The organism is Xenophilus sp. Marseille-Q4582, from assembly GCF_916700565.1.
GTDB lineage: Bacteria > Pseudomonadota > Gammaproteobacteria > Burkholderiales > Burkholderiaceae_C > Xenophilus.
In genome coordinates, this window is record NZ_CAKAKO010000001.1 from 754,257 (window position 1) to 772,568 (window position 18,312).

Consider the following 18,312-nt stretch of genomic DNA (forward strand, 5'->3'; position numbering starts at 1 on the left):
GCGGCGCAGCCGCTGGCGCTGCTGTGCAAGGCGCCCGCGTGGCGCCTTTTCTTCTTCTTCTTCTTCTTCTTCTCGCGTCAGCCCGGCTTTTGCGCCTGTTCGCAGCGCACCTCGATGCGCTCGCGCTCGTCCAGGGTGGCGCCGATGCGCACGGCCGTGAGGCAGCCGCCCCAGACGCAGCCGGTGTCGGTGGCCAGCAGGTCGGGCCGCGACACATAGCCCAGCGTGGACCAGTGGCCGAAGGCGACCGTGGCCTCGGCCGTGCGCCGGCCCGGCACGTCGAACCAGGGCAGGAAGCCGGGCGGGGCGTCCTCCAGCCCTTCCTTGGCGTCGAAGTCCATCACGCCCTCGGCGGTGCAAAAGCGCAAACGCGTGAGCGCGTTGACGATCACGCGCAGGCGCGCCGTGCCCTGCAGGCCGGCGTCCCAGCGGTCGGGCTCGTTGCCGTACATGGCGTGCAGGAAGTCGCCCAGACCGGGCCCGCGCAGCACCGCTTGCAGCTCGGCCGCGCAGGCCAGGCTGGTGGCCACGTCCCATTGCGGCAGCACGCCCGCATGCACCATCAGCAGGTCGCGCCCGGCGATGCGCCGGTGCAGCGCCATGGCTTGCTGGCGCAGCCAGTCCAGCAGGGCGTCACGGTCGGGCGCGGCCAGCAGCTCGGCCAGGGTGTCGCGCCGGCCCGCCTTGCGCACGCCGTGCGCCACGCCCAGCAGGTGCAGGTCGTGGTTGCCCAGCAGGCTCTGCGCGGCGCCGCCCAGGCGCTGCAGGCGCCGCAGCACGGCGGCCGACGCGGGGCCGCGGTTGACCAGGTCGCCCAGCAGCACGAGCTGGTCGCGGCTGGGCGAGAAGTCCAGGGTGTCGAGCAGGCGGCCCAGCGCCGCATCGCAGCCCTGCACGTCGCCGATGAGATAGAGTGCCATCTCCGCATTCTCCCCAGAAGGCGCGCCTGCGCCTTCGCTCCCTTCGATGGACGTTTTCCTGCTGGCGTTGCTGACCACCTGCAACGCGATCTTCGCCATGTCCGAAATGGCCCTGGCGACCAGCCGCCGCGCGCGCCTGGCGGCCCTGGCCGAAACCGGCGATGCCGGCGCCGCGACGGCGCTCAAGCTCATGGACGAGCCCACGCAGTTCCTGTCCACCGTGCAGATCGGCATCACCTCCATCGGCATGCTCAGCGGCATCGTGGGCGAAGCGGCTTTCGCCGGTCCGCTGGCCGTGTGGATGGAAGGCATGGGCATGGGCGCCGGCGTGGCCAGCGTGGTGTCCACGGCGGTGGTGGTCACGGGCATCACCTTCTTCACCATCATCTTCGGCGAGCTGGTGCCCAAGCGCATCGGCCAGCTGTACCCCGAGGTGGTGGCGCGCTGGATCTCGCGCCCCATGCGCGGGCTGGCCAAGGGCGCCAAGCCCTTCGTGGTGCTGCTGTCGGGCGCGACGGCGGGTGTGCTCAAGCTGCTGCGCATCGACGCCACGGGCGCGCGCGCCGTGACCGAGGAAGAGATCTCGGCCAGCCTGGAAGAGGGCGTGGACGCGGGGGTGATCGAGCAGCACGAACACCAGATGGTGCGCAACGTGTTCCACCTCGACGACCGCCGCCTGTCGTCGCTGATGATCCCGCGCTCGGACATCGAATGGATGGACGCCGGCCTGGACGTGGCGCAGGCGTTGCAGCAGGTGGCCGACGCGGCCAAGCTCAACCTCGTGCATTCCTGGTACCCGGTCTGCCGCGGCTCGCTCGACGACGTGGTGGGCGTGGTCAGCGTGGCGCAGCTGCTGCAGCTGGGCCGCGACCATGCGGGCACCCTGGGCGAGATGGCGCAGGCTGCCTCCTTCGTGCCCGAGACGCTGTCGGGCATGGAACTGCTGGAGCAGTTCCGCGCGCGCGCCGGCCGCATGGTCTTCGTGGTGGACGAATACGGCGTGGTGCAGGGCCTGATGACACCGCGCGACCTGCTGGAAGCCATCACGGGCGAGCTGCAGCCCGGCGTGCCGGCCGACGCCTGGGCCACGCCGCACGAGGACGGCAGCTGGGACCTGGACGGCCTGATGCCGGTGTCGGAGCTGCGCGCGCGGCTCGCGATCCGCGAGCTGCCCGACGAGGACCGCGGCCTCTACAACACGGTGGCCGGCCTGCTCATGGCCGTGTCGGGCCAGTTGCCCGCCGTGGGCCAGCGCGTGGAGTGCGCGGGCTGGCAGTTCGAGGTGCTGGCGCTGGAAGGCCGCCGCATCGACCGCGTGCGCGCCCGGCCCGAGGCCGTGGCGGCCGAGGCCTTCGACCCTTCACTCTGACGCGGCGCGGGGGGCGCTGGCGGCATCCCGCGGCTGCGCATGCCGCCAGCGCCAGGGCGGCACGGCGCGCTCGCCCTCGCGCCACAGGCCGAGGCGCGCGTGGCGTGCGGCAGCTTCCGCGGCTTCGTAACGTGCCCGGTCTCCGGGGCTCTGCGCTGCGCTGAAGGCGCGGTACCACCAGGCCAGGCCGCTTTCGACCAGGGCCAGGCCCACGTCCTGCGGCGGCTCACCGGCGCCCGCGGGCTTGAAGACCTGGCACACGCGGCGGCCGTAGGGATCGCGGTCCACGCAATGCAGCGCGACGGTCTGCCGGTCCACCAGCTTGCGCAGCGCCTGCCGCGCACGCCGGCCGTAGGCCTGGCCGTACTCGGGCGCGTCGATGGCGTGGATGCGCACCGTGACGGGCGCGCCGCGCGGTGGGGTGTCCTCGCAGCGCACCTGCAGGCTGTCGCCGTCCTGCACGGCGAGCACCAGACAGACAAGGGCGGCGGCGGTGGCGGGCATGGGAAGAAGGGCCAGGGCGGAAGGGACGGTGACGGCCGGCGGCGCGGGCGCTGGCTACACTTTCGCGATTGTTCGCGAAGCGGCCGCCGAGCCGTTGTGCGAAAAGGCGCGGATTCCGATCTGCCCATCCTCCCCCATTCTTGCTCCTGGAGACCTCCATGCCCGGCCTGCTTCCCGACATCGATCCCGATGGCCTGCTCGAATTCTCGGTGGTCTACACCGACCGTGCGCTCAACCACATGTCCAAGCGCTTCACGGGCGTGATGCAGGACATCCTTTCCATGCTCAAGGAGGTGTACCACGCCCATACCGCCGTGCTGGTGCCGGGCAGCGGCACCTTCGGCATGGAAGCGGTGGCGCGCCAGTTCGCCAACCGCGAGAAGGTGCTGATCGTGCGCAACGGCTGGTTCAGCTACCGCTGGAGCCAGATCTTCGACGCCGGCGGACTCGGTCTGCCCCCAGGGCAGGGCGACGCCCTGCCCGGCCCCCAAGGGGATCAAGGAAGCCCGGGGCGGCCCAGCGCTTCCTTGGGCGGCGGCGCCGTGGTCTGCAAGGCGCGCAAGCAGGGCGACGGGCCGCAGGCCCCCTGGGCCCCGTGCCCGGCCCAAGAGGTGGCCGCCACCATTCGCGCCGAGAAGCCCAAGGTGGTGTTCGCGCCGCACGTGGAAACGGCCAGCGGCATCATCCTGCCCGACGACTACCTGCGCACCGTGGCCGACGCGGCGCATGAGGTGGGCGCACTCTTCGTGCTCGACTGCGTGGCCTCCGGCGCCATGTGGGTGGACATGCAGGCCACCGGCGTCGACGTGCTCATCAGCGCGCCGCAGAAGGGCTGGAGCGGTTCGCCCTGCTGCGCCATGGTGATGCTGAGCGAGCGCGCGCGCCAGGCCATCGAGGGCACCACCAGCAGCAGCTTCTCGTGCGACCTCAAGAAGTGGATGCAGATCGCCGAAGGCTACGAGAAGGGCCAGCATGCGTACCACACCACCATGCCCACCGACGCGCTGGTGCGCCTGCGCGACGTGATGCGCGAGACGCGCGAATGGGGCTTCGCGCCCGTGAAGGCGGCGCAGGTGGAACTGGGCGCCAAGGTGCGGGCCCTGCTCGAGTCGCGCGGCTTTCCCAGCGTGGCGGCGGCGGGCTTCCAGGCCCCGGGCGTGGTGGTCAGCTACACCACCGACCCCGGCATCCAGAGCGCCAAGAAATTCATCGAGGCCGGCCTGCAGACCGCTTCGGGCGTGCCGCTGCAATGCGACGAAGGCCCGGACTTCATGAGTTTCCGCATCGGCCTGTTCGGCCTGGAGAAGTGGCGCAACGTGGACCGCAGCGTGGGCCACCTGGCGGCGGCGCTGGACCAGGTGGCGCCGCGCGGCTGAGGCCTCCCAACGCCGCGTCGATCAGCCCTCGGCACGGACCCGGAAGCCCATGGCCCGCATCCTGCGAACCTGGACCTTCTGGATCCGCACCGTCTGCGAGGACGAATGCCGGGCCTACCTGGAGCTGCACAACCTGCCGCTGATCCGCGCGCAACCCGGCTGCATCCACGCGCGCGCCATCTTCCGGCCTTTCGGCGACAGCGCCACCGAGGTGGTCGTGGCATCGGTGTGGCGCTCGATGGCGGACATCCGGGCCTACACGGGGCTGGGCGACCCGATGCGGCCGCGCGGCGATCCGCTGGCCGTGCTGCGCACCATGGACCGGGAGCCCTTCGTGCGGCACAGCCTCATCCGCGCGGACGAGGAGACCGACGCGTGGCTCGGCAGCCTGCGCTGATCAGCTGCCGGCCGGCGCCAGCAGCACCACCAGCGCGCCCGCGCCGCCGTCCGAGGGGCGGGCCTGCACGAAGGCCAGCACCTCCTTCTTCTGGATCAGCCAGCGCTGCGCCTTGAGCTTGAGCACCGGCTGCTTGCCGGGCGAGCCCAGCCCCTTGCCGTGCACCACGCGCACGCAGCGCAGGCCCTGCCTGTGTGCCTGGCGCACGAACTGCGCCAGCGCCTCGCGCGCCTCGTCGCTGCGCAGGCCGTGCAGGTCCACCTGGCCCTGAAGCGACCAGTGGCCCGAGCGCAGCTTGCGCGTCACCTCGGTGCTCACGCCGGGGCGGCGGAAGCTCATCTGGTCGTCGGCGTCGAGCAGGGTCGTGACGTCGAATTCGTCGCTCAGCGCCTCGCGCAACGCTTCGGCCTCGTCGCGCAGGTGCTGGCGCGCGATGGGTTCGGGCGGTGTGGGCGCGAGCACCACCACCGGCTTGTGGCGCAGCGGGCGCGTGGCGCCCGTGTCGGCGCCGATGGCGCGGGCAAAGAGGTCCTGGTCGGCCTGGCGCTTCTTCTGTTGGGCCGCAGCCGCCGCGGCGGCCGCGGCCTCGCGTGCGCGCCGCTCGGCCAGCTCCTTCTGCACTTGCTTGAGGTCGGCCAGGGTCTTCAGGGGCGGTTTGGAGGCAGGCATGGCCGAACGAGCATACCCCGTGCGTTCCACCCCCGCGGCCCAGCGGGTTCAGATCAATCCGCGTTCCGCCATCGACAGCGCACGCCCGGGCCCGACCACGACATGGTCCAGCACGCGCACGTCGACCAGCGCGAGCGCGGCCTTCAGGTTCTGCGTCAGCGCCTCGTCGGCGCGCGAGGGCTCGACCTCGCCGCTGGGATGGTTGTGGGCCAGCACGACGGCGGCGGCATGGTGGTGCAGGGCACGCTGCACCACTTCGCGCGGGTACACGCTGGTCTGGTTCAGCGTGCCGCGGAACAGCTCCTCCAGCGCCAGCAGGCGGTGCTGGCTGTCCAGGAAGAGCACGGCGAACACCTCGTGCGCATGCCCTGCCAGGTGCAGTTGCAGGTAGTCCTTGACGGCCTGGGGCGCATCGAAGACCGGGCGCTGCGCCAGTTGCTGGGCCAGGGCGCGGCGCGAAAGCTCCAGCACGGCCAGCAGTTCGGCGCGCTTGGCGGTGCCGCCCAGGCCCTTGATGCGCTTCAGGTCTTCGGCGCTGGCCTGCAGCAGGCCGGCGATGCCGCCGAACTGCTGGAGCAGCTGCTGCGCCAGTTGCAGCACGTGCGTGCCGGCCACGCCCGTGCGCAGCAGCAGCGCCAGCAATTCGCTGTCGCTGAGCGCCGCGGCCCCGCGCGCGATCAGCTTCTCGCGCGGGCGCGCGTCGGCCGGCAGATCCTTCAAGCCCATGACTTGTCCCTCCTGGCGGGGGCGCTGTCCTGGCCTTCGCGGCCGGCGGCACGGGCCCCTCTTCTAAAATCCGGCTCCAGTTTATCGGGGCCCGACTTGTCCTTGCCTAATCCTGCGGCCGTGGTTCAGCCCGGCTCCTTCCTCACGCTGCACTACCGCCTGGCCGGCCCGGCCGGCGACATCATCAACACCTTCGCCGACAAGCCCGCCACGCTGTCGCTGGGCACGGGCGAGCTGTCGCCGGCCATGGAGCAGCGCCTGCTGGGCCTGGAAGAGGGCACGCACACCACTTTCGAGCTGCCTGCGGGCGAGGCTTTCGGCGAGCGCAACCCCGAGATGCAGCAGTGGGTGGCGCGTGCGCTGCTGCGCCAGCTGGGCGATCCCGACGAGCAGTACAGCGTGGGCGACGTGGTGCAGTTCCCCACGCCCGACGGCGCGGGCAGCTACGCCGGCGCGGTGATCGCGCTCGGCGACACGGCCGTGCAGTTCGACTTCAACCATCCGCTGGCCGGTCAGCCCGTCACCTTCGAGGTGAAGCTCATCGGCGTGCTCTGAGAAGGTGTGAACGAACCCGCCATGTCCGCTCATCCCACCAGAACGGTGCAACTCCGGCGCGCCCTCATCGTTGCAGATGCTCGCCATCGCCCGGGCTATGGCTGCGCTTTGCACCTCGATGGCGCACCTTTCGGCGGGCTGCTCGGCCACGCCGGATTCATTCACACCTGCTGAGGCAAGCATGGCCGTCAACGAAATCCTGCTGGCCGAACCGCGCGGCTTCTGCGCGGGGGTGGACCGCGCCATCGAGATCGTGGAACGCGCCATCGCCAAGTTCGGCGCACCCATCTACGTGCGCCACGAGATCGTGCACAACACCTATGTGGTGGAAACGCTCAAGGCCAAGGGGGCGGTCTTCATCGAGGAGCTGTCCGAGGTGCCGCCCGGCGCCACGCTGGTCTTCAGCGCCCACGGCGTGAGCAAGGCGGTGGAAAAGGAAGCGCACGACCGAGGTTTCTCGGTCTTCGACGCCACCTGCCCGCTGGTGACCAAGGTGCACGTGGAAGTCGCCAAGCTGGCCAAGGCGGGCTATGAGTTCATCATGATCGGCCACAAGGGGCATCCCGAGGTCGAGGGCACGATGGGCCAGCTCTCGAGCGGCATTCATCTGGTCGAGGACGTGGAGGACGTGCACAGGGTGCAGCCCGCGCAGACCGAGAAGCTGGCCGTGGTCACGCAGACCACGCTTTCCGTGGACGACGCGGCCGAGATCGCCGCCGCGGTGCGCGCGCGCTTCCCGGCCGTGCGCGAGCCCAAGCAGCAGGACATCTGCTACGCCACGCAGAACCGCCAGGACGCCGTGAAGCTCATGAGCCCGCAGGTGGACCTCGTGATCGTGGTGGGCAGCCCCACCAGTTCCAACAGCAACCGCCTGCGCGAGTTGGCCGAGCGCCTGGGCACCCCGGCCTACATGGTCGATTCGGCCGCCGAGCTGCGGTCCGAATGGTTCACGGGCAAGACGCGCGTGGGCCTGACGGCTGGTGCCTCGGCCCCCGAGGTGCTGGTGCGCGAGGTGATCGAGCGCATCAAGGCCCTGGGCGCGGTGGCCGTGCGCACCATGCCGGGCATCGAGGAAACCATCAAGTTCCCGCTGCCCAAGGGCCTCAAGCTGCCCGACGCGGCCGCCACGCCGCCGCACATTTCCTGAACCTCACTCCCCGTGCGGCCCTGCGGCCGTGGCGCGCGGCAGAGCTGGGCGCACGCACCCCGCCACAGGCGGCGCGGCGTCCCGGATCGAAACCCGGCGCAGGGCGAGCCGGCACACACCTGCAAGAAGACCTTCCATGACCGCTGCACTTGCTCCCTGGCGCGAAGCCGTCGAATCCGCCGCCCGGCGCCTGGCGCCCCACACGGGCCCCTTCCTGCGGCAGACGCCGCTGTGGAAACTGCCGGCCACGCAGCTCGGGCTGGACCTGGACGGCGTGGAATGCTGGCTCAAGCTGGAGCACCTGCAGGTCAGCGGCAGCTTCAAGGCGCGCGGCATGATGAACCGGCTGCTGGCGCATCCCATCCCCGAAAGCGGCGTCGTGGTGGCCTCCGGCGGCAATGCCGGCATTGCCACCGCGGCGGCGGCGCGCGCGCTCGGCGTGCGCTGCGAGGTCTACCTGCCCGGCGTCTCGCCCGAGGCCAAGCGTGCCAAGCTGCGCGCGCTGGGCGCCGACGTGCGCGTGGTGGGCGAGCTGTACGTCGATGCGCTGAACGCCTGCCTGGAACGCCAGCGCGAGACCGGCGCGCTGCTGACCCATGCCTACGACCAGCCCGAAGTGGTGGCCGGCGCCGGCACGCTGGGCCGCGAAATCGAAGCGCAAGGGGGCCTGCCCGACCACGTGCTGGTCAGCGTGGGCGGCGGCGGGCTGATCGGTGGCCTGGCCGCCTGGTTCGGCACGCGCAGCAACGTCGTGGCGCTGGAGCCCGAGGCCGCGCCCACGCTGTTCCGCGCCCGCGAGGCCGGCGCGCCGGTGGACGTGCCGGTGGGCGGCATCGCGGCCGATTCGCTGGGCGCCAGGCGCATCGGCGAACTGGCCTGGGAAGTGACCCAGCTGGCCGTGCGCGAGGCCCGCCTGCTGGGGGACGACGCCATCCGCCGCGCGCAGCAGTGGCTGTGGTCGCAGATGCGCCTGGCGGTCGAGCCTGCGGCCGCGCTGCCGCTGGCTGCGCTGCAAAGCGGCGCCTGGCGGCCCGCCGCGGGCCAGAAGGTCTGCCTGGTCATTTGCGGCGCCAACGTGGACGCGGCCATGCTGGCCTGATCGGCGGCGCGGCCTGCGTGCCGGCAGCGGCTTCTAGAATCGGCCGATGCTCGACATCAACCTGCTTCGCAAGGACCTGCCTTCGGTCGTTGCCCGTCTCGAAACCCGCAAGAAGAACCAGCCTTACCTGGACGTGGAGCGCTTCACGTCCCTGGAAGCCGAGCGCAAGAAGCTGCAGACGCGCAGCGAAGAGATCCAGGCCCGCCGCAACGCGCTGAACAAGCAGATCGGTCCGCTGAAGGCCAAGGGCGAATCGGTGGACGAGCTGATGGCCGAAGTGGGCGCGCTCAAGGCCGAGCAGGAAAGCTCCGCCACGCGGCTGCAGGCGCTGCAGCCCGAGCTGCAGGCGCTGCTGCTGGGCGTGCCCAACCTGCCGCATGCCAGCGTGCCCGTGGGCGACAGCGAGGACCACAACGTCGAAGTGCGCCGCTGGGCGCCCGTGGGCGGCGAGGGCGCCGACGCCCCCGCGCTGGCCTTCGAGCCGCGTGACCATGTGACGCTGGGCGAACCCCTGGGCCTGGACTTCGAGATGGGCGTCAAGCTCGCGGGTTCGCGCTTCACCGTCATGAAAGGCACCATCGCGCGCCTGCACCGCGCGCTGGCGCAGTTCATGATCGACCTGCAGACGCAGCAGCACGGCTACACCGAATGCTACGTGCCCTACATTGTCAATGCCGACTCGCTGCGCGGCACGGGCCAGCTGCCCAAGTTCGAGGGCGACATGTTCGCCGCCAAGAAGGGCGGGCAGGACGCGGAGCCGGTACCGGACAACGCGGCGCTCTACCTCATTTCGACCAGCGAGATCCCGCTCACGAACTTCATGCGCGACGAGGTCGTCGCCGAGGCGCAGCTGCCGATTCGCCTGACGGCCCACACGCCCTGCTTCCGTTCCGAAGCGGGCAGCGCCGGCCGCGACACGCGCGGCATGATCCGCCAGCACCAGTTCGACAAGGTGGAGATGGTGCAGATCACGCACCCGGACCGCAGCTACGAGGCGCTCGACCAGATGGTGGGCCATGCCGAGGCCGTGCTGCGGGCGCTCGAACTGCCTTACCGCGTGGTGCTGCTGTGCACCGGCGACATGGGCGCCGGCGCGGCCAAGACCTTCGACCTGGAAGTGTGGCTGCCGGCGCAGAACACGTACCGTGAAATCAGCTCCGTCAGCAACTGCGAGGCCTTCCAGGCGCGCCGCATGCAGGCGCGCTTCAAGAACGCGCAGGGCAAGAACGAACTGGTCCACACCCTCAACGGTTCCGGCCTGGCCGTGGGCCGCACGCTGGTCGCCCTGCTGGAGAACCACCAGCGCGCCGACGGCTCCATCGGCATCCCGGCCGCGCTGCAGCCCTACCTGGGCGGCGTGACCGAGCTGCGTGCCTGAGGACGGAAGCGGGCCCGGCGGCCGGTCCGCCGCCAGCCCGCACGCGGCGGAGGCGCCGCTTTTTGCGCATGGCGCGAGAAAACCCGCCGAAGTCCGCTATACTCTAGGGCTTCGACAAATTTGCGTCTTGTGGAGAGGTGGCAGAGTGGTCGAATGTACCTGACTCGAAATCAGGCGTACGGTTTCCCCGTACCGTGGGTTCGAATCCCACCCTCTCCGCCAGCATTTCAACCTAACGTGTTGATTTCAATGAAAAAAGCCACCCATGAGGTGGCTTTTTCTCGTCTATTCATGATCTGGCCCAGACTCGCGCTTGCGCTGTGGCGAGTACGGTTACGACCAGTTGAGACTATATGTTGATCGCAGGCTCTTCCGGTCAGCGGCGTCGGTGGAGCTATCTCGCCTTGGGTCGTGCCTTGCGACAGCGGTGCACCCCGATCGAGGTGATGAAGCACGACGGCACTTCAAGACCGTTGACGTGAGATAGCCCCCTGATTCTCCGGCCCCGTCCTCTCGCCTATCGGGTGGCAGCGGGCGCTCGCGGGCAGATCGTGGCTGTCATTCGGCCACGATCTTCAGCTCCTGCGCCAGCTTGCCCAGGCGCCGGTTCTCGTCGTCGATGAAGCGCGTGAAGGCGGCGCGGTCGCCCAGCATCGGCTCGCTGTTGCGCTGCGCGATGAACTGCCGCTGCGCGGGCGTGGAGATGAACTTCTGCACCGCGGCGTTGATGCGGTCCAGCACCGCCGGCGGCGTGCCCTTGGGGGCCATCAGGCCGAGCCAGTGCGTCATGCGGATGGTGGGAAAGCCCGCCTCCACCGTCGTCGGCACCTCGGGCAGGGCGGCCAGGCGGTGGTCCGACGCCACAGCCAGCGCGCGCATCTTGCCGGCCTTGACCAGCGCGATGAGCGAGGCCGAGGGCACTTCCGACAGCATCTGCACCTGGCCAGAATGCAGCGCGGCGCTGCTCTCGCCCCCGCTTTTGTACTGCACGAAGGTCAAGGGAACGCCGAGCGCCGCCTTGATCAGCTCGCCCGAGAAATGGCTGGTGCTGCCGATGCCGGTGGTCGCGAAGAAGATGCCACGCGGCTCGGCGCGTGCCAGGGCCTGCAGGCCCGCGAGGTCCCTGGGCGGCAGGGCTGGATCGACCACCAGCAGCGAGGGCGACGCCGACACGCCGGTCACGGGCACCAGGTCGCCGGCGGCGTACGGCATCTTGCTGCGGATCAGGCTGTTGATCAGCGTGCCGTTGGCGGCCGCCAGCAAGGTGTAGCCGTCGGCCGGCGCCTTGGCCACCAGGTCGGCACCGATGATGCCGCCCGCGCCGGGCTTGTTGTCCACGATGACCGGCTGGCCCAGCGCCTTGGCCAGGCCATCGGCCACCATGCGGGCCGTGTCGTCGCCCGGGCCGCCGGCGGCGTAGGGCGTGACGATGCGGATCGGCTTGGTGGGCCAGGCGGGCGATTGGGCCCGGGCGGTGCCGGCGCCCAGCGCCACGGCGAGTGCGAGCAGTGCCGTGCGTACAAGCGGCTTCATGGGGATCTCCTTGCGGTTCAATGCAGCTGCGCGCGCCGTGTGGGGGTGCTGCAGCCCGGTCTGGCTCGGCGCGATCTCAGTCGAAGGCGGCGCGTGCGGGCGGCGCCAGCAACGTGAGCAGCGCGCGCATGTCCTGCACCGCGTCCAGCCCGCGCACCAGGCGCTCGATCGCCTGCTGGCGCGGCGCGTCGATCAGCGCGTCGGTCAGGGTGCGGTACTTGGCGGCGATCTCCTCGCTCGTCTGCGGCGATTCGATGGCGCGCGAGGCGTTGCGCTCCACCACCAGCCGCTGCCCGTCGGTGAAGCGCACGGCCACGCGCGTGCGGCCGCGGCGCGCCATGCCGCCGGCGTCGAAATCCGGGTCGTGCCGCACGGCGATGCGCGGCAGCAGCGCCCACACGTCGTCGGCATCGATGCGCGCGGGCGCGAACTGCGCCACCATCGCCGCGCCGTCGAGCACCGCCACCGCCAGCGCGTAGCCGATGTGCATCTGCGCGCCAATCGGCGTCAGCGGCCGCTCGAGTGTCCACCAGCCGTGGTGGTAGACCGCGTGCGACACGTCGCATTCGATGCGCGCGATCTCGGCGGCGCGCAGCGGGCGCTGGCGGCCGATGTCGAACAGCGCGTCCAGCGGCGAATGGATGCCGCCCATCGCCGCGTAGGGCTTGATGACGATGCGCTCCACCTCCCAGCGCGTGCCCAGGCCGTCGGTGATCTGCGAGGCGTCGGGGTCGTGGCCTTCGCCGAAGGTGGACAGGAAGCCACCGTACTCGCGCTCGAACACGCGCTTGATGCCGGTGTAGCCGCCCTCGGCCAGCACGGCGGCGTACAGGCCGTTGCGTGCCGAAAAACCGTGGTGCATGCGCTTGCACATGGCCTCGTACTGCGCTGCCATGAGTCCGGCGGACTGCGTGCCGGCCAGGCCCAGCGCGTCCTCGAAGCGCCCGGCATCCAGGCCCAGCAGCTTGCCCACGGCGGCCGCGGCCGCATGCGTGCCGAAGACCGAGCCCGAATGCCAACCGCGCGAGAGCATTTGCGCGCCGTGCAGCGCCATGCCCACACGCGGGCCGACCTCGTAGCCCACCAGCGCCGCCTCGAGGAAGCGGCGCCCCGAGACCGGGGCCGGCGCACGCTCCACGGCCGCCCACAGCGCGGGCAGCACGATGGAGGCGCTGTGCAGCGGTCCGAGCGGGTGGTAGTCGTCCAGCTCGAAACCCTGGATGAAGCTGCCATTGAGCAGCGCCGCCCCCGGCGCACTGGTCGCCGCGCCCCAGCCGACGATGGTGTGCGCGCCGGCGCCTTCGAGGCGCCGCACGATGTCCACCGCCGTGCGCGACCACGGCAGTTGCGCGCCCACGATCGCGCAGGCGATGCCATCGAGCGTGAGCATGCGGGCGCGCTCGCGGGCCGCTTCGGGTGCATCGTCGAGCGAGAAGCCGGCGAGCCAGTCGCACAGCAGGCCCGTGGGTGCGGCCGGGTCGGTGGGGCGTGCCGGGTCGGCAGCGGGTCGTGAACCGGTCATGCGTTGTCTCCTCGGGCCCGCGCCGTCTCGGGCAATTGGTGGCCACGCAGGTCCTCCCGCAGACGGGTCTTGAGGATCTTGCCGGTGGCGCCGAGCGGAATGCTGTCCACGAAGACGACGTCGTCGGGCACCTGCCACCGCGCCGTCTTGCCTTCGTAGAAGGCCAGCAGCTCCTCGCGTTCGAGCCGGGCGCCGGGCTTGCGCGCGACGACGACGATCGGCCGCTCGTCCCATTTCGGATGCGGGACGCCGATGCAGGCCGCCATCGCCACCGCGGGATGCGACATGGCGATGTTCTCGATGTCGATCGAGCTGATCCATTCGCCGCCGGACTTGATGACGTCCTTGCTGCGGTCGGTGATCTGCAGGTAGCCCTCGGTGTCGATGGTGGCCACGTCGCCGGTGGGGAACCAGCCGTCCACCAGCGGGTCGCCGCCATCGCCCTTGAAGTAGGCCCGCACGATCCACGGGCCACGCACCAGCAGGTCGCCGGCGGCGCGGCCATCCCAGGGCAGGGCCTGGCCATTCGCGTCGACGATCTTCATGTCGACGCCGTAGACCGCGCGGCCCTGCTTCTCGAGCACGCGAAGCTGCGCCTCGCGCGGCAGCGCGTCGTGCACCTTCTTGAGCGAGCACACGGTGCCCAGCGGGCTCATCTCGGTCATGCCCCAGCCGTGCAGCACGCGCACGTCGTGCCGCTCTTCGAATTCGCGCAGCATCGCCGGCGGGCAGGCGGCGCCGCCGATCACCGTCCGTCGCAGCGTGGAGAACGTCAGGTCGCCGGCCTGCATGTGGCCCAGCAGCATCTGCCACACGGTGGGCACGCCGGCCGCGAAGCTCACCTTCTCGGCTTCGATGAGTTCGTAGACCGACTTGCCGTCCAGCGCCGGGCCGGGAAAGACCAGCTTGCAGCCCACCAGCGCCGCCGAGTACGGAATGCCCCAGGCGTTGACGTGGAACATCGGCACCACCGGCAGCACCGAATCGCGCGCCGACAGGGCCATCATGTCCGGCAGCACCGAGCCGTAGGCATGCAGCACCGTGGAGCGGTGGCTGTACAGCGCGCCCTTGGGGTTGCCGGTGGTGCCGCTCGTGTAGCACAGGCTCGAGGCCGCGTTCTCGTCGAACACCGGCCAGTCGTAGCTGTCGGACTGATCGCCGATCCACGCTTCGTAGCTCACCAGGTCGGGAATGCCGCTGTCGACCGGCAGCCGGTCGCTGTCGCACAGGGCGATCCATTTCTTGACGGTGGTGCACCGGGCGTGCACGGCCTGCACCAGCGGCAGGAAGCTCAGGTCGAAGCACAGCACCTGGTCTTCGGCATGGTTGGCGATCCAGGCGATCTGGTCCGGGTGCAGGCGCGGGTTGATGGTGTGCAGCACGCGGCCCGAGCCGCTCACGCCGTAGTACAGCTCGAGGTGGCGGTAGCCGTTCCAGGCCAGGGTGGCGACGCGGTCGGAAAAGAGGAGCTTCTCGCCGTCCAGCGCGTTGGCCACCTGGCGCGCGCGTGCGGCGCAGTCGCGCCAGGTGTAGCGGTGGATGTCGCCCTCCACGCGACGAGAGACGATCTCGGCATCGCCGTTGTGGCGCTCGACGAACTCGATCAGGTGGGAGATCAGCAGGGGGCGGTCCTGCATCAGGCCGGTCATGGGCGCAGTCATCGTGGTCGTACGAAGAAATGGAAGGAGATCAGTCGAGACGGATGTCGGCCGCCCTGACCAGCGCTTCCCATTTGACGCGGTCGTTGCGAATCTGGAGGGCCATGTCACCGACCTTTTCTGGTGGCACGAGCGCGCTGTTGCGCTTGAGCATGTCGGCGCGGAAGGCGGGTTCGGCGATCAGGTCGCGCATCGCCGCGCGCAAGGTGGCGACGGTCTCGGGCGGCGTGCCGGCCGGCGCCAGCAGCCCGGTCCAGCCGACCACGTCGAAATCTTTGAGCGCCGCGACGCCTTGCTGCGCGATCGGCATGAACTGCGGTGCAACGGCGTCAGCCTGCGCCGAACTGATGCCGAAGGCCTTCAAGCGGCCAGCCTTGACCATCTCGGCGCCGGTCGTTACCGAGTCGAACATCAGCGTCACTTGGCCTCCGATGACGTCCGTCTCGGCCTGCGCCGGGCCCTTGTAGGCGATGTGCACCAGGTCCACACCTGCCATCTGCTTGAACAGTTCCATGGCCATGTGCGAATAGCTCCCGTTGCCGTTGGACGCGAAGCTGTACTTGCCCGGGTTTTTCCTGAGCAGCGCCACGAGCTCGGGCAGCGTGTTGGCCGGCAGGTTTGGATGCGCCACCAGCAACAGGCCGCCGCTGGCGATCATCGCGACGGGCGTGAGGTCTTTCTCGACCTGGTAGTTCACTGTGCGGTCAATCAGCGGATTGATGACCAGCGGCGATGACGTGGTCAGTACCAGCGTGTAGCCGTCGGCCGGCGCATGAGCAACGGCCGAGACCCCCAACGTGCCGCCCGCACCCGCCTTGTTGTCGATCACGAAGGGTTGCTTGAAGCGCTGGCCCAGCCGGTCGGTGAAGCTGCGCGCCACGTTGTCCGCCGTGCTGGCGGCACTGAAGGGCACCACGATCTTCACGCTGCGGTTCGGATAGGCGTTGCCTTGCGCGAAGGCGCCGCCTGTGGCGAGAGAGAAGGCGAGCAGGACGCCCGCATGGCGTCGGGTCAGAAGGGTCACGGGATGTCTCCGGGTTTGTTGTGGAAGAAGGGGAAGGAGCTCAGGCATCGGTGCGCAGGCTGCGCACGAGTGCGGCGGCCGACGGCGCGTCGCGCAGGCTGAGCAGGCGCTCGGCCAGGCCATGCGCGCGCGCTTCGCCATAGACGGGTGTGGCCAGCGACAGGTACTTCTGCGTAAGCCGTGCGCGGCCCAGCGGCGTCGAAGGCTCGCCCGCAGGCACTGGCACGTCGACCTGGACGCCGGGCAGGCCGACTACGCGCAGGCGCGCCGCCGGGCCCTTGAGCTGCGCATCGGCATCGACCCGGATGCGGCGTGCCAGAGCCTCCACGGCGGGGTCGCCCAGGCGCTCGTAGCTCTGCCAGTCGGCCCGACCATCGAGCCACGCACACGCCACCTGGAAATACACGCTGAACTGGCCGTCGACGATGTTGCGTGGCGCGATCTTGGCGGCCAGCGGTTCGCCCACGATGTCGAAGCCCTTGGGGCTGAGCGTGACCGCGAGCGATACCGCCGCGCGCTCGGCATCGGGTACCTGGGCGCGCAGCGCCAGCGCGGCGTCCACCGCGCCGTGCGTGAGCCGGCACGAGGGGTAGGGCTTGATGCCGGTCTGGCGCGCCACCCAGTCGCGGCCCAGGCCGTCAGTCAGGCGTTCGGGCCGGGGCTGGTTCGAATGGCCAGCGAGCAGCCCGAAGCGGCCCGCGACTGCATCGCGCGCGCCGGCCACCCCGGCCTGCGCGAAGCCGAGCGCCATGAGCGCCGCCTGCGCCGCGAAGCCGGGGTGCAGGCGCTTGTTCCAGGCACCGTTCTCCAGGTACTGCATCGAACCGCCGGCGAGGCTGCCTGCCAAGCCGAAGGCGGCGTCGAGCCGGGTACCATCCAGTCCACGCAGTCGTCCGGCCGCCGCCACGGCGCCGAAGATGCCGGCCACGCCGGTAACGTGGAAACCGCGGTCGTAGGCACTCTCGCCGAGCGCCGCGCCGATGCGGCTCGCCACCTCGTAGCCCACCGCCACGGCCTCCAGCAGTGCGCGGCCGCGCGTGTCTACGGCTTCGGCCGCAGCGAGCGCCGCGGCGATCACCGGTGCGCCGGGATGAAGCACGCCGTAGACGTTGGTGTCGTCGAAATCCATCGTGTGCGCGAAGGCGCCGTTGAGCAGCGCGGCTTGGCCCTGCGCGTAGCTGCCGGCCTCGCCGATCACGGTGAAGCCACCGCCGGTCGGGTCGATGGCGCGCACGCCATCGCGAAAGGCCGGGCTGCTTTCGGCGAAGCGCGCGGCGAAGGCGCTGTGGCCCGCGAGGTCGAGCACGCATTCCTCGATGAGGCCGATCAGGTCGTCGGGCATCGTCAGCGGCCCGGCGGCGAAGTCCGCGAGTGCGCGGGTCGGGTCGGTGGTGTTGGTCATCGCCTGCGCCTTCAGTCGACCTGCACGCCGGCATCGTTCACCGCTTGGCCCCACTTGCGGATCTCGCTCGCCAGGAAGCGGCTGAATTCGGCCGGCGGGGTGACGGCCAGTTCGCTGCCCGTGGCGCGGATGGATTCCTGGATCTCGGGGCTGACCGACGCACGCTGGATGGCCGCATGCAGCGCGTTCACCGTCGCGGGCGGCGTGCCGGCCGGCGCCAGGAAGCCCACCCAGGAGCTGATGTCGAAGCCCTTGAGCCCCTGCTCGTCGGCGGTGGGCACCTCGGGCAGCTGCGGGTTGCGCTTGGGGCTGGAGATGGCGAGCGCCTTCAGCTTGCCGGCCTTGACCTGCGGCAGGGTGGAGGCGAGCGCGTCGAACATGATCGGCACCTGCCCGGCCATCACGTCGTTGATGGCGGCCGGCGAGCCCTTGTAGGGGATGTGGTTGAGCTGCAGGCCGGCCTGGCGCTCGAGCACCACCATCGCGAGGTGGGCCGTGATGCCGTTGCCGCCGGAGGCGAAGTCCACCTTGCCCGGCCGCTGCTTCGCATAGGCGATCAGTTCCCTGAGGTTGTTGGGCCCGAAGGAGGGCGTCGCCACCAGCAGCAGCGCGCCGGTGCTGACCTGCGCAATCGGCGCGAAGTCCTTGAGCGTGTCGTAGGGCAGCTTCTTGTACAGCGTCGGGTTGATGGTCATCTGCCCCAGCGTGCCGAGCAGGATCGTGGTGCCGTCGGGCGCGCTCTTCTTCACCTCCTGCGCGCCCAGGCTGCCGTTGGCGCCGGGGCGGTTGTCGACGATCACCGGCTGGCCGATCTCCTTGGTGAGCGCAGCGGCGAAGTTGCGCGCGACGATGTCCACCGTCTGGCCGGCCGGGTAGCCGACGACGATGCGCAGCGGCTTGGCAGGCAGGCCTTGCGCGGGTGCGGTGCCGGCGAGCGCCTGGCCGGCCAAGCCGGCCAGGCCGGCCAGGGCGGCCAGCGCGTGTCGGCGCGAAAGGGGAATCGGCATGTCTGTCTCCGTGGTTCTGAATACGG

General features: G+C 70.5%; 17 protein-coding genes and 1 tRNA gene. 8 read left to right on the top strand and 10 right to left on the bottom strand.

The window, feature by feature from the left end:
* Positions 1-77: 77 nt before the first annotated feature.
* A complete protein-coding gene (locus LG388_RS03515; protein WP_225781444.1) occupies positions 78-920 on the bottom strand; it encodes a symmetrical bis(5'-nucleosyl)-tetraphosphatase in 843 nt (280 codons plus the stop codon).
* A 46-nt stretch (positions 921-966) separates the two neighbouring features.
* Between LG388_RS03515 and LG388_RS03520 the strand changes: the two genes are divergently transcribed.
* Positions 967-2,289, top strand: coding sequence for a hemolysin family protein (locus LG388_RS03520; RefSeq protein ID WP_225781445.1), 1,323 nt, complete (start codon positions 967-969; stop codon positions 2,287-2,289).
* On the opposite strand, the gene LG388_RS03525 is transcribed toward LG388_RS03520, so the two are convergent.
* Positions 2,281-2,793 carry a thermonuclease family protein gene (locus LG388_RS03525; RefSeq protein WP_225781446.1) on the bottom strand — a complete coding sequence of 171 codons (513 nt, stop codon included), beginning with the start codon at positions 2,791-2,793 and terminating at the stop codon, positions 2,281-2,283. The two genes, LG388_RS03520 and LG388_RS03525, sit on opposite strands and share 9 nt — an antisense overlap.
* A 158-nt stretch (positions 2,794-2,951) precedes the next feature.
* On the opposite strand from LG388_RS03525, the gene LG388_RS03530 reads away from it, so the two are divergent.
* Together LG388_RS03530 and LG388_RS03535 are read left to right on the top strand one after the other, a co-directional pair.
* Complete coding sequence (locus tag LG388_RS03530) at positions 2,952-4,169, top strand: aminotransferase class V-fold PLP-dependent enzyme (RefSeq protein WP_225781447.1); 1,218 nt, start codon at positions 2,952-2,954, stop codon at positions 4,167-4,169.
* A gap of 49 nt (positions 4,170-4,218) precedes the next feature.
* Complete coding sequence (locus LG388_RS03535; RefSeq protein ID WP_225781448.1) at positions 4,219-4,566, top strand: antibiotic biosynthesis monooxygenase; 348 nt, start codon at positions 4,219-4,221, stop codon at positions 4,564-4,566.
* On the opposite strand, the gene LG388_RS03540 is transcribed toward LG388_RS03535, so the two are convergent.
* Both LG388_RS03540 and radC read right to left on the bottom strand, forming a co-directional pair.
* Positions 4,567-5,235, bottom strand: a complete 669-nt coding sequence (locus LG388_RS03540; protein WP_225781449.1) for a Smr/MutS family protein — start codon at positions 5,233-5,235, stop codon at positions 4,567-4,569.
* 48 nt (positions 5,236-5,283) lie between these two features.
* On the bottom strand, positions 5,284-5,961 hold the full coding sequence (radC, locus tag LG388_RS03545; protein WP_225781450.1) for a DNA repair protein RadC: 678 nt from the start codon (positions 5,959-5,961) through the stop codon (positions 5,284-5,286).
* 96 nt (positions 5,962-6,057) lie between these two features.
* Between radC and LG388_RS03550 the strand changes: the two genes are divergently transcribed.
* The 5 genes from LG388_RS03550 (at position 6,058) to LG388_RS03570 (ending at position 10,362) form a co-directional block, all read left to right on the top strand.
* Positions 6,058-6,516 carry a peptidylprolyl isomerase gene (locus LG388_RS03550; RefSeq protein WP_225781451.1) on the top strand — a complete coding sequence of 153 codons (459 nt, stop codon included), beginning with the start codon at positions 6,058-6,060 and terminating at the stop codon, positions 6,514-6,516.
* A 181-nt stretch (positions 6,517-6,697) separates the two neighbouring features.
* Positions 6,698-7,663 (top strand): 4-hydroxy-3-methylbut-2-enyl diphosphate reductase, encoded by a 966-nt coding sequence (gene ispH / locus LG388_RS03555; protein ID WP_225781452.1) that lies wholly within the window; start codon positions 6,698-6,700, stop codon positions 7,661-7,663.
* A 136-nt stretch (positions 7,664-7,799) separates the two neighbouring features.
* Positions 7,800-8,762 (top strand): threonine/serine dehydratase, encoded by a 963-nt coding sequence (locus LG388_RS03560; protein ID WP_225781453.1) that lies wholly within the window; start codon positions 7,800-7,802, stop codon positions 8,760-8,762.
* 46 nt (positions 8,763-8,808) lie between these two features.
* Complete coding sequence (gene serS, locus LG388_RS03565; RefSeq protein ID WP_225781454.1) at positions 8,809-10,140, top strand: serine--tRNA ligase; 1,332 nt, start codon at positions 8,809-8,811, stop codon at positions 10,138-10,140.
* 131 nt (positions 10,141-10,271) lie between these two features.
* Positions 10,272-10,362, top strand: a tRNA-Ser gene (locus LG388_RS03570).
* A gap of 336 nt (positions 10,363-10,698) precedes the next feature.
* Here LG388_RS03570 and LG388_RS03575 read toward each other — a convergent pair.
* The 6 genes from LG388_RS03575 to LG388_RS03600 form a co-directional block, all read right to left on the bottom strand.
* A complete protein-coding gene (locus LG388_RS03575) occupies positions 10,699-11,673 on the bottom strand; it encodes a tripartite tricarboxylate transporter substrate binding protein (RefSeq protein ID WP_225781455.1) in 975 nt (324 codons plus the stop codon).
* Between the two features lie 76 nt (positions 11,674-11,749).
* Complete coding sequence (locus LG388_RS03580) at positions 11,750-13,195, bottom strand: MmgE/PrpD family protein (protein WP_225781456.1); 1,446 nt, start codon at positions 13,193-13,195, stop codon at positions 11,750-11,752.
* A complete protein-coding gene (locus tag LG388_RS03585; protein WP_225781811.1) occupies positions 13,192-14,844 on the bottom strand; it encodes a 3-(methylthio)propionyl-CoA ligase in 1,653 nt (550 codons plus the stop codon). The genes LG388_RS03580 and LG388_RS03585 overlap by 4 nt, the downstream gene beginning before the upstream one ends.
* A 40-nt stretch (positions 14,845-14,884) precedes the next feature.
* Positions 14,885-15,877 carry a tripartite tricarboxylate transporter substrate binding protein gene (locus tag LG388_RS03590; protein ID WP_225781457.1) on the bottom strand — a complete coding sequence of 331 codons (993 nt, stop codon included), beginning with the start codon at positions 15,875-15,877 and terminating at the stop codon, positions 14,885-14,887.
* Between the two features lie 40 nt (positions 15,878-15,917).
* Positions 15,918-17,279 (bottom strand): MmgE/PrpD family protein, encoded by a 1,362-nt coding sequence (locus tag LG388_RS03595; RefSeq protein ID WP_225781458.1) that lies wholly within the window; start codon positions 17,277-17,279, stop codon positions 15,918-15,920.
* 11 nt (positions 17,280-17,290) lie between these two features.
* Entirely contained in the window at positions 17,291-18,286 is a 996-nt protein-coding gene (locus LG388_RS03600) for a tripartite tricarboxylate transporter substrate binding protein (RefSeq protein WP_225781459.1), read from the bottom strand.
* Positions 18,287-18,312 lie beyond the last annotated feature (26 nt).

Coding starts and splice junctions, on each gene's coding strand:
- LG388_RS03560 (WP_225781453.1), top strand. CDS start 7,800: ATGACCGCTGCACTTGCTCCCTGGCGCGAAGCCGTCGAATCCGCCGCC.
- serS (WP_225781454.1), top strand. CDS start 8,809: ATGCTCGACATCAACCTGCTTCGCAAGGACCTGCCTTCGGTCGTTGCC.
- LG388_RS03540 (WP_225781449.1), bottom strand. CDS start 5,235: ATGCCTGCCTCCAAACCGCCCCTGAAGACCCTGGCCGACCTCAAGCAA.
- LG388_RS03535 (WP_225781448.1), top strand. CDS start 4,219: ATGGCCCGCATCCTGCGAACCTGGACCTTCTGGATCCGCACCGTCTGC.
- LG388_RS03600 (WP_225781459.1), bottom strand. CDS start 18,286: ATGCCGATTCCCCTTTCGCGCCGACACGCGCTGGCCGCCCTGGCCGGC.
- LG388_RS03525 (WP_225781446.1), bottom strand. CDS start 2,793: ATGCCCGCCACCGCCGCCGCCCTTGTCTGTCTGGTGCTCGCCGTGCAG.
- LG388_RS03585 (WP_225781811.1), bottom strand. CDS start 14,844: ATGACCGGCCTGATGCAGGACCGCCCCCTGCTGATCTCCCACCTGATC.
- LG388_RS03515 (WP_225781444.1), bottom strand. CDS start 920: ATGGCACTCTATCTCATCGGCGACGTGCAGGGCTGCGATGCGGCGCTG.
- LG388_RS03595 (WP_225781458.1), bottom strand. CDS start 17,279: ATGACCAACACCACCGACCCGACCCGCGCACTCGCGGACTTCGCCGCC.
- ispH (WP_225781452.1), top strand. CDS start 6,698: ATGGCCGTCAACGAAATCCTGCTGGCCGAACCGCGCGGCTTCTGCGCG.
- LG388_RS03520 (WP_225781445.1), top strand. CDS start 967: ATGGACGTTTTCCTGCTGGCGTTGCTGACCACCTGCAACGCGATCTTC.
- LG388_RS03580 (WP_225781456.1), bottom strand. CDS start 13,195: ATGACCGGTTCACGACCCGCTGCCGACCCGGCACGCCCCACCGACCCG.
- LG388_RS03575 (WP_225781455.1), bottom strand. CDS start 11,673: ATGAAGCCGCTTGTACGCACGGCACTGCTCGCACTCGCCGTGGCGCTG.
- LG388_RS03530 (WP_225781447.1), top strand. CDS start 2,952: ATGCCCGGCCTGCTTCCCGACATCGATCCCGATGGCCTGCTCGAATTC.
- radC (WP_225781450.1), bottom strand. CDS start 5,961: ATGGGCTTGAAGGATCTGCCGGCCGACGCGCGCCCGCGCGAGAAGCTG.